The 15,608-nt window shown below is 60.5% G+C and carries 13 protein-coding genes; 2 read left to right on the forward strand and 11 right to left on the reverse strand.

Annotated elements, in window-relative coordinates; translation table 11 throughout:
• The first annotated feature begins 92 nt into the window (after positions 1 to 92).
• Positions 93 to 719, forward strand: a complete 627-nt coding sequence (locus E4P00_RS25450; protein ID WP_032878428.1) for a class I SAM-dependent methyltransferase — start codon at positions 93 to 95, stop codon at positions 717 to 719.
• Positions 720 to 828: 109 nt separating this feature from the next.
• On the opposite strand, the gene E4P00_RS25455 is transcribed toward E4P00_RS25450, so the two are convergent.
• From E4P00_RS25455 to E4P00_RS25470, 4 genes are all read right to left on the reverse strand, one after another.
• Positions 829 to 3,018 (reverse strand): glycoside hydrolase, encoded by a 2,190-nt coding sequence (locus E4P00_RS25455; RefSeq protein WP_216090588.1) that lies wholly within the window; start codon positions 3,016 to 3,018, stop codon positions 829 to 831.
• Between the two features lie 210 nt (positions 3,019 to 3,228).
• The gene (locus tag E4P00_RS25460) at positions 3,229 to 6,294 is read right to left on the reverse strand and encodes an efflux RND transporter permease subunit (RefSeq protein WP_032878431.1); all 3,066 of its coding nucleotides are present in this window, start codon (positions 6,292 to 6,294) and stop codon (positions 3,229 to 3,231) included.
• Positions 6,291 to 7,361, reverse strand: a complete 1,071-nt coding sequence (locus tag E4P00_RS25465; RefSeq protein WP_032878432.1) for an efflux RND transporter periplasmic adaptor subunit — start codon at positions 7,359 to 7,361, stop codon at positions 6,291 to 6,293. Before E4P00_RS25465 ends, E4P00_RS25460 begins: the two co-directional genes overlap by 4 nt.
• A complete protein-coding gene (locus E4P00_RS25470) occupies positions 7,358 to 8,440 on the reverse strand; it encodes an efflux RND transporter periplasmic adaptor subunit (protein WP_216090587.1) in 1,083 nt (360 codons plus the stop codon). Before E4P00_RS25470 ends, E4P00_RS25465 begins: the two co-directional genes overlap by 4 nt.
• Positions 8,441 to 8,561: 121 nt before the next feature.
• Here E4P00_RS25470 and E4P00_RS25475 point away from each other — a divergent pair, with 121 nt between their 5' ends.
• Complete coding sequence (locus E4P00_RS25475) at positions 8,562 to 9,722, forward strand: AAA family ATPase (protein WP_248133323.1); 1,161 nt, start codon at positions 8,562 to 8,564, stop codon at positions 9,720 to 9,722.
• 145 nt (positions 9,723 to 9,867) lie between these two features.
• Here E4P00_RS25475 and E4P00_RS25480 read toward each other — a convergent pair whose 3' ends face one another.
• The 7 genes from E4P00_RS25480 to E4P00_RS25510 all read right to left on the reverse strand — a co-directional run bounded on the left by E4P00_RS25480 (position 9,868) and on the right by E4P00_RS25510 (position 15,491).
• Entirely contained in the window at positions 9,868 to 10,716 is an 849-nt protein-coding gene (locus E4P00_RS25480) for a transporter substrate-binding domain-containing protein (RefSeq protein ID WP_122734780.1), read from the reverse strand.
• The gene (locus E4P00_RS25485) at positions 10,713 to 11,489 is read right to left on the reverse strand and encodes an amino acid ABC transporter ATP-binding protein (protein WP_005783763.1); all 777 of its coding nucleotides are present in this window, start codon (positions 11,487 to 11,489) and stop codon (positions 10,713 to 10,715) included. The genes E4P00_RS25480 and E4P00_RS25485 overlap by 4 nt, the downstream gene beginning before the upstream one ends.
• Entirely contained in the window at positions 11,486 to 12,145 is a 660-nt protein-coding gene (locus E4P00_RS25490) for an amino acid ABC transporter permease (RefSeq protein WP_078820016.1), read from the reverse strand. The genes E4P00_RS25485 and E4P00_RS25490 overlap by 4 nt, the downstream gene beginning before the upstream one ends.
• Positions 12,126 to 12,791: an amino acid ABC transporter permease gene (locus E4P00_RS25495; RefSeq protein WP_248133289.1), complete on the reverse strand. Its 666-nt coding sequence runs from the start codon at positions 12,789 to 12,791 to the stop codon at positions 12,126 to 12,128. Before E4P00_RS25495 ends, E4P00_RS25490 begins: the two co-directional genes overlap by 20 nt.
• A 251-nt stretch (positions 12,792 to 13,042) precedes the next feature.
• Positions 13,043 to 13,825 carry a MetQ/NlpA family ABC transporter substrate-binding protein gene (locus tag E4P00_RS25500; protein WP_032878438.1) on the reverse strand — a complete coding sequence of 261 codons (783 nt, stop codon included), beginning with the start codon at positions 13,823 to 13,825 and terminating at the stop codon, positions 13,043 to 13,045.
• A 109-nt stretch (positions 13,826 to 13,934) separates the two neighbouring features.
• Complete coding sequence (locus E4P00_RS25505; protein WP_032878439.1) at positions 13,935 to 14,861, reverse strand: sigma 54-interacting transcriptional regulator; 927 nt, start codon at positions 14,859 to 14,861, stop codon at positions 13,935 to 13,937.
• 48 nt (positions 14,862 to 14,909) lie between these two features.
• Positions 14,910 to 15,491 carry an alpha/beta hydrolase gene (locus E4P00_RS25510; RefSeq protein ID WP_032878440.1) on the reverse strand — a complete coding sequence of 194 codons (582 nt, stop codon included), beginning with the start codon at positions 15,489 to 15,491 and terminating at the stop codon, positions 14,910 to 14,912.
• Positions 15,492 to 15,608 lie beyond the last annotated feature (117 nt).

Below are 15,608 nucleotides of genomic sequence, written 5' to 3' on the forward strand. Positions count from 1 at the left end.
ATGAACCGCCCTACACCAGATACACGTCTTTCAACTCAAGGGTGAGCCTGAGGTATAGTCCGACCACCTCAACCGCAGCGGTGCGCCACACCATGAAACTCGCCCCCGACGACCTCAACCAGATCACCTCCACCACCCTCGGCCATTACAACAAAGTCGCCGAAGACTTCCGTGAAGGCACCCGTGATCACGATGTGAGCCAGAACATCGACGCGCTGTTGCGACATATCCAGGGCTCGGCGCCGTTTACCGTGCTGGATTTCGGCTGCGGGCCGGGGCGGGATTTGCAGACTTTTACGCGCATGGGGCATATCGCCGTGGGGCTGGATGGCTCCGAGCGGTTTGCGCAGATGGCGCGGGACGACAGCGGCTGTGAGGTATTGCAACAGGATTTTCTCAAGCTGGACCTGCCACCCGAGCGCTTCGATGGCGTGTTTGCCAATGCGGTGCTGTTTCATATTCCCAAGCAGGAATTGCCGCGGGTTCTCAAGCAGCTGCATGGCACGTTGAAGCCTGGAGGCGTGCTGTTCAGCTCCAACCCTCGAGGTGAAAACCAGGAGGGTTGGAATGGGCCGCGGTATGGCTCTTATCACGACCTGGAGGCGTGGCGGGGCTTGCTGACCGAGGCCGGATTTGAAGAGCTGGAGCACTACTACCGGCCGGCCGGGTTGCCGCGGGAACAGCAGCCTTGGTTGGCGAGTGTGTGGCGTAAAATTTAGTGCCGCATCGCCTGTACCGACCTCATCGCAGGCAAGCCAGCTCCCACATTCGGAATGCATTTCACTGTGGGAGCCGGGCTTGCCCGCGATGGCGCCGTAACAGGCAGCGTTATTTCACCTGATACACCACCGGCTTCTCCCCCTCCACCAGCGCCGTCACACTGCGCCCGGCATACCCATCTTTCTGCGCGTCCGAAAAATTCGCCACCAACCGCGTCCCATCGGCGAAGGTGGTTTGCTGCAACAGTTTGTCCGCTGTCAGCCAGCGAAACTCAGTCATTGCCTGAGTCCCCAACCGTTGATGCAGCGGCCGAAAGAACCGGTCCTGGCGCTGAATCACCGGCAGCCTGTCCTTGAGTGTCGTCGCGCTCAGGTGATACAGCGGCGGTACGTTGTAGAGCAGTTGGGCCAGTTCATTTTCAGCCCGTACATTGCTCAGCTTGAGGTTGTCGAACAGCCAGTGATGAGTGGTGATCACCGAGCCATGGAACACCGCCTGATACAACGGCAGCCGCATCGTCGGGTCGAAATACACCGTGCGCAGCGACGCTTTCAACGGCACAGGCTTGAAGAACACCGCCGGCTGTTCCGCCGGGTACCAGTTGCCGACGTAATAGGGCGACTGCCGGTCGCGGGTCATGTCCCGGTCACCCCAGCCGATCACCGGAGTTTGCATACCATGGGCAAACATAATGCCCTGAGCGGTGACGGCGTTGCCGTCTTCGGAACCTGCGGGCAGTTTTAGCGAAGTGTTGATCCAGCGCGAGGCGTCGATATTGCCCTGGGCATTCTGCACCTGACTCATGGAGGCGCCGTCGCGGTAGCTGTCAAAGATCATGCTGGTGGCGTACGCATCGAGGAACCAGGCATTGAATCCGGCTGCGGCCTGCACCGCCTTTACCCGTGCTTCCAGCAACGGTCGCACACAGCGCGGGTCCGTGTAGTGGCCGGATTGTTGGAAACCGGCTTTCGGCTGGCCGTTCTTCAATATGATTGCGCAGTCACGGTACGCCTTGCCGCCCAGGTGGGCAGTGGCCCAATCCGGATTTTCGCTGGCCGACAGCGCCGTTTCATACGAATCGTAAGGCGCCATCAGATACCCGGCATCCACGCCTGCGCGAATCGCTTCGGGATGCCAGAGCCCGCCTTCCCAGCCATCACCCAGGGTCAACAGCAGACGCGAGAGCCCCGCGTCACGCAAGGCTTGGATAGTCGAATGCCCCCAGGTTTCGGGGCGATCACTCAAGGCTGAGGCGAAATCCACGGCCAGCTCGCTACGCAACTCGCCGTAGCGAGTGGCAAGGCGACTCATGTCGGGCTCTTCCACTTGCCAGGCTTGCCGGGCCTTCTGGTTGATGGCCGCATTGAGGCCGCGCAGCAACACGGTTTGCTCATAACGATTCAATGCGGTTGTCTGTGCGAGCACCTTCGCAGACTCTTTGTCCAGCAGCCTGCCAAGCTCATGGGTGCGCAGCCGTTTGATCAACGTTGGCCAATCACGGACATCATCCAGCGTCAGCAAGCCGTTGCCCCAGAGGTAAACGTGACTGGCGCCGAGCAATTTCACCGCCTCGGGGGTTTGCCGCAGCTTGTCCGCCAGCGGCTCGTAACGGCCCTGCTCCACCAACCATTGGCGATAATGCTTGGCCCCGGCCAATGGGTCTGCATCGCCCAGGTACAGGCGCAGCGTCATCGGTACGTCGGGGGCAAGGGTGGTGAATTCATGGGCCGCTGACAGCGCCAGACCCTGGCCGTCCGCTTGCCATTCAAGGCGATTGTTGTAAGGGTTGGTCAGCAGCCAGTTAAGCGTGAAGCGCCCGTGATCCAGGCCCCACAAGGGCAAGCTCAGGTCCTGGGTGGTATTGACTTCGCCGTGCTCAAGCAGGAACGCCTTCCACACGGGGTTATCAAAGGGCACATAATGCCCTTCAGCCAACGGCCAGATCAGCGCCTGGCCCATGGCCGTGGCCGGCTGGCGCAGCAGGGCCAATTCACCCGGCTCGCGGGCGCTGATAGACAGGGACAGTTCGCGCTGTTCAAGCCGGGCCGTCAGGCGATAGGCGCCGCTGTCCCATTGCCAGGAGACCTGTGCGGCATCAGCTTGCAACGCACTGACAGCGTGCACGGCGACACCGCTGGAGGCTTGTACCGGGGCCTCCCCCGCTGGCGTGACACGCAGCGCCAGGGTTGCAGGGTCGAGGTCAACGCGCCACAGGGCGTTTTCCAGCATGGTGGAGGCAAAGACTGAGGGCGCAAGAACAAGCGCACAGAGCACAAAGATGAGGCGCAGGCACTGCATGGGAATCGACCTGGACGGAGAAGTTAGGTCGAGAGGGTAAAACATGCAGACAGTGGCCGGGGCAACAAGTGGATCTTTCGGAAGCTTCCCACAGCCTCAAGCGAGATGAAGATCCAAATGTGGGAGGGGGCTTGCTCCCGATGGCGATGGGCCAGATACAGATGCACTGACTGAACCATCGCCATCGGGAGCAAGCCCCCTCCCACATTTTTAACCGCGCTGTTCCTGATGCTCTTGTTTGGGTTCGCGGATTTTGTACCAGGCCACATACAGCGCCGGCAAAAACAGCAGCGTCAGCAACGTGGCGATGATAATCCCGCCAATCATCGCGTAGGCCATCGGCCCCCAGAACACTTCTCGGGCAATCGGGATCATGCCCAGGCTCGCCGCTGCCGCCGTAAGCAGAATCGGCCGACGCCGGTGTTCGGTCGCTTCCACCACCGCATCCCACGGCGTATAGCCCGCCACTTCATACTCATGAATCTGCGTCACCAGAATCACCGAGTTACGGATGATGATGCCGATCAGCGCCAGGATCCCCAGGATCGCCACAAACCCCATCGGCGTACCGGTGGGGATCAACGCCAGCACCACGCCGATCAGCCCCAGCGGTGCAACGCTGGCCACCAGGAACATTTTCTGCACGCTGTGCAACTGGATCATCAGGAACGTGGCCATCAGGAACAGCATCAACGGCACCACACTGGCAATCGGGCCCTGGGCCTTGCCGCTTTCTTCCACGGTGCCGCCGGTGGCGACTTTGTAGCCCACCGGCAGGCCGTCACTGAATTTCTGGATGGTCGGCGCCAGTTGCTTGACCAGGTCGGTCGGCTGCATCTCATCGCGCACCGCGGCCTTGATGGTAATCGTCGGCTTGCGGTCACGACGCCACACCAGCGGCTGCTCCAACTCGTAACGCACCGTGGCAAACGCGAGCAACGGGATCGAGGTGCCGTTGGGCGTAACGATCTGCAGGTTCTGCAAGGTTTCCGGCGTACCGCGCTCGGCATCTTCGGCGCGACCGACCACATTGATCAGGTAGATATCGTCGTGCACCTGGGTCACCGCCGCGCCGCTGACCACGCTGTTCATCAACTGCGCCACGTCTTCCGACGACAGCCCCAGTTGCCGCGCCTTGTCCTGGGCGATGTCGACGCGTAGCACTTTGCCCGGCTCGTTCCAGTCGTAGATGATCTCGCCCAAGTGGGTGTTCTGGTCCAGCAAGGTCGCCAGTTCGATGGCGTGCTTGCGCACCTGGTCGGTGTCTTTACCGGAGACGCGGTACTGAATCGGCCGCCCGACCGGCGGGCCCATTTCCAGCGGCTGCACATAGCTGCCGATACCGACAAAATCATCGCGCAGGCGTTTCTGCAATCGCGCAATCAAGGCGCTGCGCTCCTCCAGGCCCTTGCTGACGATCACCAACTGCGCGTAGTACGGGTTCTCCAGTTGTTGGTCCAGCGGCAGGTAAAAACGGATCGCGCCCTGGCCGATGTAGGTGCTCCAGCGAGAAATGTCCGGGTCGTCCTTGATGATCGCTTCGAGGCGGTCAACCGCCTTGCGCGTCTCGTTGATCGAGGCGTTTTGCGGCAGGTTCAGATCAACCAGGATTTCCGGGCGATCCGATGACGGGAAAAACTGGTTCTGCACAAACTGCATGGAAAACACCGAGGCCGCAAACAGCGCCACGGTGATACCGATGGCCCACCAGCGGTTGCGCATGGCCCAGAGCATACCGCCATTGAACGCGCGACCAATACGCCCAGGCTCGGCGTTATGCGGCTTCACATTGGCGCTGAGAATATGCACGCCGATCACCGGCGCAAACAGTACCGCCACCACCCACGACACCAACATCGCCACGGCAATCACCGCGAACAGAGTAAAGGTGTACTCGCCCGCCGAACTGGCATTGAGGCCAATCGGCACGAAACCGGCCACGGTCACCAGCGTACCGGTGAGCATCGGGAACGCTGTTGAGGTGTAGGCGTAGGTGGCGGCCTGCTCCTTGGTTTCGCCTTTTTCCAGGCGCGTGATCATCATCTCCACGGTGATCATCGCATCATCCACCAACAGGCCGAGAGCAATGATCAAGGCGCCCAACGATACCCGCTGCATGGTGATGCCGCTGTATTCCATAAACACGAACACCAGCGCCAGCACCAACGGAATCGAGCACGCCACCACCAGCCCGGCGCGCATACCGAGGCTGATAAAGCTCACCACCAGCACGATAATCACGGCTTCGAACAACGCGCTGGTAAAGCCGCCGACAGCCTCTTCCACCACTTCGGCCTGGTCAGACACCTTGTGCACACCGACGCCCACCGGCAGGTCGGCAGTCAGCTCATCCATGCGCCCGTGCAGCGCCTTGCCGAACGACTGGATATTGCCGCCCTTTTGCATGGCGATCGCCAAGCCAATCGCCGGCTTGCCATTGAAACGGAACATCGGCCTTGCCGGGTCCACGTAACCGCGACTGATGTCAGCGATATCCGCCAGCCGATAGAAGCGGTCATTGAGGCGCAGGTTGACGTTGGCCAGGTCTTTCTCCGAAGCGAACTGCCCGGAGGTGCGCACCGAAATCCGCTCCGGCCCGGCCTCGATCACCCCGGCGGGCGTTACCGCATTCTGCGATTGCAGGCTTTGCACGACCTGGCGCTGGTCAATGCCCAATGCCGCCAGTTTGCGCGTGGAGAAGTTCAGGTAGATCACTTCGTCCTGCTGGCCGATCATCTCGACCTTGCCCAGCCCCGGCACCGAGCGGATTTCGGCGCGCACCTGCTCCACGTAGTCGCGCAACTGGCGCATCGACAAGCCGTCGCCAGTAAAGGCGTACACCGAGCCGAACACATCACCGAATTCATCGTTGAACGACGGCCCCTGCAAGCCCTGGGGGAAGGTGCCGCGAATATCATCGATCTTCTTGCGAACCTGGTACCAGATCTCCGGAATGGCCTTGGCGCTGGTGGTGTCCTTGAGGAACACGAACACCGTGGACTCACCCGGTCGCGTATAACTTTTCACGTAGTCGAGGGAGTCGAGCTCTTCGAGTTTTTTCTCGATGCGATCGGTGACCTGCTTGAGGGTTTCCTCCTGGGTAGCGCCCGGCCAGCGGGTCTGGATCACCATGGTCTTGATGGTGAACGAGGGGTCTTCTTCGCGGCCCAGGTTCATATACGAGAACACGCCCATCAGTAGCGCGACGAACATCAGGTACCAGACGAAGGACTGATGCTTGAGTGCCCAGTCGGATAAGTTGAAGCTCCCTTTCATCGCGGGCTGTCCTCGTCGATTTTGACTTTTTGCCCGGGTTTCAGGCTGTTCACGCCGGCGGTGACGATGCGTTCACCGGCTTTGATGCCGCCATTGACCAAGGCGCTGTCAGCATCCCGGCTGACCACACTGACGTCGCGTGGCTGCACGGTCTGGCTCTGGGTATCAAGCAGCCAGATGCGCGTCTTGCCGTCGACGTCCTGCAAGGCGCTCAAGGGCAATTCGATACGCGGCGTAATGGCGCTGCTCAAGGTCACGCTGATGGCCGTGCCCAGGCGGAACGCGGCGGGAGTGTCGGTCAGGCTCAGACGTGCGCGGCGGGTGCGCGTGGCGCTTTGGGCCTGGGGTTCGATCTCGCGCACGATGGCGGTGGTATGCACGCTGGGGTCCAGTTGCCCGGCGACCAGAAACACCACATCCGTCGGCAGGCGCTCGGCCAGGCCGGCAGGCAGGTCGATCACCGCCTCCTTGATGTCCGGGCGAGCCAGGGTCACCACCTGCTGCCCCGCGCTGACTACCTGGCCAGCCTCGGCATTCCAGGCGGTGACGATACCGGCGTGGTCAGTGTGCAGTTCGGCGTAATTGAGCTGGTCCTTGGCTTGATTGACCGAGGCGCGGGCCTGATCAAGGGTGGCCTGGGTGGTTTTCAGGTCAGTCTGCGCCACATCCAACTGAGCCTGGGCGCCGACGCCCCGGTTGAACAGCTCCTGCTGGCGACGGGCATTGGCCTGGGCATTGATGAACTGTGCCTGCACGCGGGCGAGGTCGCCCTGGGCGGCACGCAGTTGGTTCTGCTGGTCGGTGGGGTCGAGCACGGCAAGCAAGGCCCCCTTCTCCACCTCGGCGCCCACGTCGACGGCGCGACGGGCGATGCGGCCCGACACCCGGAAACCCAGGTTGCTTTCGTAGCGGGCCTGGATAGTGCCGGCGAAGCGGCCGAGGTTTTCCTGATCTTCAGCCTTCACTTGCATGGACAACACCGGGCGCACAGGTTCAGGCGGCGCCTCTTCCTTGGAGCAAGCCATCAGCAACAGGCTGGCGGCGACGATAACCGTCAGTTGCTTCATGGCTGGGCTCCTTGCTGGGCGATCTCGACTACCATGCCGGGGTGCAGCAATTGCCCACCGGCCACTACGACTTTTTCGCCGCCTTCAAGGCCCTCGCCAATAATCACCTTGCCGGTGAGGTAACGCGCCACCTTGACCTTGTGCAGCTGCGCCTTGCCGTCGGCATCCACCAGCCATACGGCAGGCTCGCTGAGGTCTTTGGTCAAGGCCGCCCAGGGTAATTCGATGCTGGCCTTGGCCGGGCCGTTGGCGGTGGCGCTCACCACCGAACCCAGCTCCATGCCTTTAGGCAGGTTTTGCAGGGCGATCTTCACTTGTATGGTGCCGGTATTGGCCGCTACTGCCGGGGTCACTTCCCGCACCTTGCCCACGGCTTTGATGCTCGGGTTGTCCAGCAGGCTGACGGTAATCGGCGCATCCGGCGGCGGCTCCACCAGCAGGGATTCATACACGTTGAACACCGCGTCACGTTCGCCATCACGGGCCAGGCTGAAGATCGGTACGGTGGCTTGTACCACTTGGCCGACTTCGGCCTGGCGCGCCGTGATGATCCCCGGTGCATCGGCGACCAGCGCCGTGTAGCCAAGTTGCTCACGGGCGTTGGCCAATTGCGCCTGCGCGGCGGCCAGGGCACTTTGGCTGCTGCGCAACGCGGCCTGGGCGGCGTCGTATTCGCTGCGACTGGTGTAGCCCTTGGGTAAGAGTTTTTCCTGGCGCACGAAGGCGGCGGCGGTCTGCTTGACCCGCGCCTGTTCGGCCACAACCTGGGCCTGGGCGGAATCGACGTTGGTTTGCAGGTCCTTGGGGTCAAGCTTGGCCAGTACTTGCTTGGCCGTTACTCGGTCGCCCACGTCCACCATGCGCTGAATGATCTTGCCACCCACGCGAAAGGACAAATCGGTCTGCACCCGCGCCTGAATATCGCCCGTCAGCGTGACCGCCGCGGCAAAATCCGCCGGCTGCACGGTTTGCACAAATACCCGTGAATGCTGCTTGGGCTCGGCTTTGTCTTGGCCACAGCCGCTCAGCAGCGCCAAGAGGCCAAGGCTGAAAATTAATGTCGAAGCGCGACCGCCCATGCAGGCTCCTTTTGCGTGATGCTCACGTACAAGTGTGTATGCGACTGTGAGCTTAGAACAGGGTTCCTTATCTGCATGGAGGATCCCATACTCCAATGGTTCCCCAGCCGATTAAATGCATATGCTGAAAACCCTCGCGGTGGCCAATTACCGCTCGATCAACAAATTGGTAGTGCCGCTGGACCGCTTGAACCTGATCACCGGGCCCAATGGCAGCGGCAAGTCCAACCTGTACCGGGCCCTGCGCCTGCTGGCAGAAACCGCCCAGGGCGGAGTGATCAATGCCCTGGCCCGTGAAGGCGGGCTGGATTCGACCTTCTGGGCCGGGCCGGAAACCATCAGCCGGCGTATGCGCACTGGTGAAGTACCGATCGAATCCAATGTGCGCCAAGGCGTCAAACGCCTGCGCCTGGGGTTTGCCGCCGAAGATTTCAGCTACGCCATTTCCCTGGGATTGCCGGAGCCCTGCGAGTCGTTTTTCAGCCTCGACCCGCAGGTAAAGAAGGAATGCATCTGGGCCGGCCACGTCTACCGCCCGGCCAGCCTGTTGGTGCAGCGCTCAGGTGCCATGGTGCGTGCCCGCGAAGGCCGTGCCTGGGATGTACTGGCGCAGCACACACCCAACTACCACAGCCTGTTCGATCAGGTCGGCAGCCTGCGCGGCTCGCCGGAAGTGCTGCTGTTGCGTGAAAGCATTCGTGGCTGGCGCTTTTATGATCACTTTCGCAGCGACGTGGACGCGCCAGTGCGCCAGCCCCAGTTGGGTACGCGTACGCCGGTGTTGCACCACGATGGCCGCGATTTGGCGGCCGCGTTGCAGACTATCCGCGAGATCGGCGACCCCGAGGCGCTGCAACGTGCCGTAAGCGATGCATTCCCGGGGGCGCGCCTGAACATTGAACCGTTGCAGGGCGGACGCTTTGCCATTGAGTTCTATCAGGAAGGCTTGCTGCGGCCGTTGTCGGCGGCGGAACTGTCAGACGGCACCCTGCGCTACTTGTTGCTGATCGCCGCACTGCTGACGCCACGGCCACCAACCATGATGGTGCTGAACGAGCCGGAGACCAGCCTGCACCCGGACCTGTTGCCGGCATTGGCGCGCTTGATTATCCAGGCGTCGAAGCAGTGCCAGGTGTGGGTGGTGTCCCATGCCAGCCGCTTGATTGCGGCGTTGCAGCAGGATGAGGGGTGCAATTCGATTGTGCTGGAGAAGGTATTGGGGGAAACGCGGATCGTGGGGCAAGGGATTCTGGATGGGCCGGCCTGGCATTGGCCGGAGTAGGTGGTGACTGTACCGGCCTCATCGGGAGCAAGCCCCCTCCCACATTTTGACCTGTATTCACACATCGGAATGTGTGAACCCGATCCAGTGTGGGAGGGGGCTTGCTCCCGATGAGGCCGGTGCAGCCAACACAAAAAGTCAGGTTTCAGCCCTGCCACTTCCCGCCTTCAACAATCACACTTTCAGGCTTGGTGTCATCGCTCAGTTCTTTGCGCACATATTGGTCATAGAGCTTGAGCAGAAACTTCTCCTCGCCCAGCTTCGCCAGCTCGGCATTCACCCAGTCGCGCAGTTCGGTATTGCCCTTCTTCACCGCCGGAGCAATCGGTGCTTCATCACCCAGCTTTTCTTCCAGCACACGGTAGCCCGGGTTCTGCTTGGCCCAGCTGAACAGCACCAGGTTGTCCTGGGCATAGGCATCGCCACGCCCGGCCGACAGCGCTTGCAGCGACTCGGAGTTTTTCTCGAACTTGAGCAGCTTCCAGTCCGGGTGGTTTTTGGTCAGCCAGATGTCGGCGGTGGTGCCGGTGGTGACAATGGTGGTGCGAGTGGCCAGGTCATCCAGGCTTTTTACCGTGCTGTCATTCGGTACAAGGGCCTGCACCGCGACTTTCAGGTTGGGGTTGGTAAAGTCCACCGCTTCCTTGCGCTCGGGCGTCACCGTCATGTTGGCGAGAATCAGGTCGACCTTGTCGCTTTGCAGGAACGGAATGCGGCTGGCGGGCTCAACGGCGACAAACTCCACCTTGTTTTCGTCGCCCAACAGGTCCTTGGCGAATTGACGGCCAATGTCAGTATCGAAGCCGACGTAGCGGCCAGCCTCGTCGACAAAGCCAAACGGTGGCTTGTCCGTGAAGACGCCAACGATCAGCTTGTCCCGCGCTTTTATTTTGTCGATGTAGCTGACAGCCGCGGGTTTTACCGGCTCTTCGGCCTTTTTATCGCAGCCGGCCAGCAAGGCGACGGCAAACAGTGGCAGCAGTAACTTTTTCATATCAGCTCCAGTTCCTTGATCTTTTTGGGCAGTGTTGAAACGAAGGAGAACTTCTCCAGGAACTGCTGCGCGCGTGCGGTCTGCGGGTTCGTAAAGAATGCCTCGGGGGTGTTGTGTTCGAGGATGCGACCGGCCTCCATGAACACCACGCGGTCAGCGACGGCGCGGGCGAAGGCCATTTCGTGGGTGACGATCAGCAGGGTCATGCCATCGCGGGCCAGGCCCTGGATCACTTCCAGCACTTCCTTGACCATCTCCGGGTCAAGGGCCGCCGTGACCTCATCAAAGAGCATGACCTGGGGGTTCATGCACAACGAACGCACGATGGCGATGCGTTGCTGCTGGCCGCCGGAGAGCTGGCGCGGGAACGCGTCGCGCTTGTCGGCCAGGCCCACGCGCTCCAGCAGTTTTTGCGCCTGCTCACGAGCCTCGCGGGGGTCACGCTTTTGCACTTTCAGCGGGCCGAGCAGGATGTTGTCGAGCACGCTCATGTGCGGGAACAGGTGGTAGCTCTGGAACACCATGCCGATGTCCTGGCGCACCTGGCGCCAGTCGGTGTTTTTATCCAGCAGCTCAACGCCTGCAAACCGCAGGCTGCCGCTGTGCGCGACTTCCAGCCCATTGAGGCAGCGCAGCAAGGTGCTTTTGCCACAGCCGCTGGGGCCGAGGATCACCACCACCTCGCCGCTTTGCACGCTCAAGTCGATGCCCTTGAGCACCTGTGCCTGGCCAAAGAATTTGTTGAAACCCTGGAACTCGATCAATGCGCTCATGCGTGGGCCCAGCGCCGTTCCAGCACCTTGGAGGCGGCCGACAACGGGTAGCAGATAAAGAAGAAAAACAGGAACAGCGCGCCGTAGATCAATACCGACTCGTAGGTACGCTCGATGATTTGCTGGCCGACCTTGATCACATCCACCACGCCAATCAGCACCGCAAGGGAACTGGTCTTGATGATGCGCGTGTAGACGTTGATGGTCGGCGGCGTCATGCGTTTAAGGGCCTGGGGCAGCAGCACGTAGCCGTACAACTGCGGGTCGGACAGGCCAATCGACAAGCCCGCTTCACGCTGGCCACGCGGCAGCGAATGCAATGCACCGCGCACCACCTCGCCGACTTCGCTGGCGCCCCATAGCGACAACACCAGCACCGCGCACCAGAAGCTCGGCAGGCTCACACCAAAGAAAATCGGCAGGCCGAAAAACAGCAGGTACAACCACACCAGCACCGGAATCGCCCGGAACAGCTCCAGGTAGATGCGCAGCACACCGTTGATCACCTTGTTATTCAAGGTGCGCAGCACGCCATACAGCACGCCGCCGACCGTACTGAAAGCGATGCTCAAAAACGAAATCGACAGGGTTTGCGCAGCGCCTTTGCCCAGTTGTGGCAACGACACCCACAGCAACTCAAGACCCGAACTGGCCATGCTGGAGCCTCCTTTCCAAACGGCTGAGCAGCAACGACAACGGCAAAAACAGCAGCACGCAAATCAGCGTCAGCACGGCGAGCATCTCGTAGGTCTTGTAGTAGAGGGCGATGTAGCTCTTGGTGGTGTAGAGAATCTCCGGCACCGCCACCGCGGAAACCACCGTGGTTTCCTTGAGCAGAAAGATGAAATTGGCGAACAACGCCGGCAGGCTGAGGATGCCGGCCTGGGGCAGAATCACATGGCGCAACAGCTGCCAGTCGGACAGGCCAATGGACTTGCCCGACTCGATCTGCGCCAGCGGCACCGCTTCCACACCGGCGCGCAACACTTCAGTGAGGTAGGCGCCGCCGAGAAAGGTCATGGTGATGATTGCCGCCCAGAACCCGGAGATATTCAAACCCAGGGCCGGCAGTGCGAAGTAGACGAAAAACAGTTGGATCAACAGCGGCGTGTTCCGCGCCAGCTCCACATACAGCGCCACCAGGCGCGACAGGTACGGCGTGCGAAACACCAACAAGGCTGCATTGATCAGCGCCACCATCAAGGAGGTGCCGATGGCGATCAGGCCCACTTGCAGGGTTACGCCCACCGCTTGCAGGAACGCCGGCAAGGTGCTGAGGATAAAAGCGAAATCGAAGGTCATGTGCAGTCCATATCGCCGCATGGGTAATGCTGCGAGCGCAATCCGTTCCGGCGTGGATAACGTCGGGTAGCGCGAACTTTAAAGGTATAAAAAGCAAAATTTAAATACCGAAAGAGCATATTGATATCACCCAAAAAACTAACCTTCGCCAGGGCGATCAATGTGGGAGGGGCAAGCCCCCTCCCACAAAAAAAACGCCGACGCTGTAGTAGCCGTCGGCGTTGAAACCTTGAAGGGGGTTTTGAGTTACATCAGAACGCCGGCACGACTGCGCCGTTGTACTTCTTCTCGATGAAAGCTTTGACTTCCGGGCTGGTCAGGGCCTTGGACAGTTTCTGGATAGCGTCGCTGTCCTTGTTGTCCGGGCGCGCTACCAGGAAGTTCACGTAAGGGGATTTGGCATCTTCGATGATCAACGCGTCCTTGGCCGGGTTCAGGCCGGCTTCCAGGGCGTAGTTGGTGTTGATCACATCCAGATCAACCTGATCCAGCACGCGTGGCAGCAGGGCCGATTCCAGCTCTTTGAATTTGAGGTTTTTCGGGTTGTCCTTGATGTCTTTTGGCGTGGACAACGCGTTGGTCGGGTCTTTCAGGGTGATCAGCCCGTTCTTCTGCAGTAGCAACAGGGCGCGTCCACTGTTGGAGCCTTCGTTCGGGATGGCCACGGTCGCGCCGTCTTTCAGATCTTCAATTTTCTTGATCTTTTTCGAGTAGCCGCCGATGGGTTCAACATGCACACCGACTACAGTGACCAGGTTAGTGCCCTTGCCCTTGTTGAAGTTTTCCAGGTACGGCAGGGTCTGGAAGTAGTTGGCGTCCAGGCGCTTCTCAGCGACTTGCACGTTTGGCTGCACGTAATCGGTGAAGACTTTGATCTGCAGGTCCACGCCTTCCTTGGCCAGGGTCGGCTTGATCAACTCCAGGATCTCAGCGTGCGGAATCGGCGTGGCCGCAACCACCAGCTTTTCGTTGGCCTGAGCGAAGCCGGCAGTCAGGGCAGCCGCCAGGGCGGTAAACAACAGAACCTTTTTCATGCAGTGTCCTTTTCTAACGACCATTTTTTATGTGAGGTGCCAGCGAAATGCTATCGCGGCGTAGGAAGGACAATACCTAGATTTTTTATTCCCGAACAATATCTTTTATTCACGTTGATATTCCATTTTGTTCATACAGGAAGGTACGCAGCGATTCGCGCTCGGTCGCACTGGCGCTGGCAAAAATTCGTCGCACTTGCTCCAGCGGCGAGCCGGCCACCGGCAGGTTCAAATGCTCGGGCAAGATTTCATCGCCACTGCTCACCAGCAAGGCAAAGTGAATGACGTTTTCCAGTTCGCGGGTATTGCCCGGCCAGGTGTGACGCTCCAGTACCTGTTGAGCGGCGTCGCTGATAAGCGGCACCGGCAGGTCCAGGCGCTGGCTGTAGATGCCGAGGAAATACTCGGCCAGAGACAAAATATCCCCCACCCGCTCGCGCAACGCCGGCAGGTCCAGCCGGCCTTCGCTCAAGTAATGAAACAGGCGCTCGTGAAACTTGCCAACGGCCACAGCCTGGGCCAGGTCGATGCTGGTAGCGGCCACCAGACGTACGTCTACCGGGCTGGGCTGATGGGCACCGACGCGGGTGACCTCATGATTTTCCAGGGCCGCGAGCAATTTCACCTGGATCGGCAGTGGCAAGTCACCAATCTCATCCAGGTACAAGGTGCCGCCGTTGGCAGAGCCAAACCAGCCAGCTCGACTGCTCGCTGCGCCGCTGTGGCTGCCGGCGGCATAGCCAAACAACTCCGCATCCGCATAGGTAGGACTGATGGCGCCACAGTTGACCGAGACAAACAGGCCAGTACGGTCACTGCCACGGTGGATGTGTCGCGCCAGCAGTTCTTTACCACTGCCGGTTTCACCGCGGATCAATACGGGTAAGGCGCGCGGCGCAAGGCTTTCCAATTCTTCACGCAGTTGGCGTGAGCGTGGGTCGACGAACACCAACGCCTTGGCGCGGATGCTCAGTGGGCTCTTTTCGGCATCGGGAAAGGTCAGCAAAGGCTGGCCGTAGGTTTCATGCAAACTCATGGCAGGCTCCCGCCCCAATCCACTCAGGGACGGGGCGTTGAAAAAATATCAGGCACTACGCCGAGCATGGTGCTCGAGGCGGCTCTGCAGGCGATAGAGATAGGCGAAACCCTGCTCCCAGCGGCGGTGGCCGGACTTCACATTGATATGCCCGGCGCCGGACAAAATGCCGGCTTCGGCCCCCCATTGACGCGCCAACTCCAGAGCCCGGGGCGCGCTGACGGCGCTATCGTTGTCGGAGCTGACCACCTGGCTGGGAAACGGCAGCAGGTCGGTGGGAATTGGTGCGAAGTTACGCAGGGCGGGGGCACAGGCTGCGCGCTCGACATCGGCTGGGGCTACCAGCAAGGCGCCGCGAACCTGACGCAAGAAATGCACGGGGGCAGTGGCCGCCCAATGAGCCACGGTGATGCATCCCAGGCTATGGGCAATCAGGATTACCGGTGTGCTGTCGGCGGCAATCGCCTCGGCCAGTGCAGCTACCCAATCCTCTCGACGCGGCGTCAGCCAATCGGCCTGCTCCACGCGAGCGCTGTTGGGCAGGCTGTGCTGCCAATGGGTTTGCCAATGATCTTCTGGCGATCCTTGCCAGCCCGGCACGATCAGATAACGAATCGACTCGCTGTGCATGGGTGTGCCCTCCTGCAGCTTTTAACGTTGCTGACCAGTATAGGGGCGCCCCAACAATCAAATAAGGAATAAAAAGGAATTTATTAATAACCAAAAACTCATCACATCATTTATTCG

It is taken from the genome of Pseudomonas sp. B329, from assembly GCF_023127835.1.
GTDB classification, from domain to species: domain Bacteria; phylum Pseudomonadota; class Gammaproteobacteria; order Pseudomonadales; family Pseudomonadaceae; genus Aquipseudomonas; species Aquipseudomonas synxantha_A.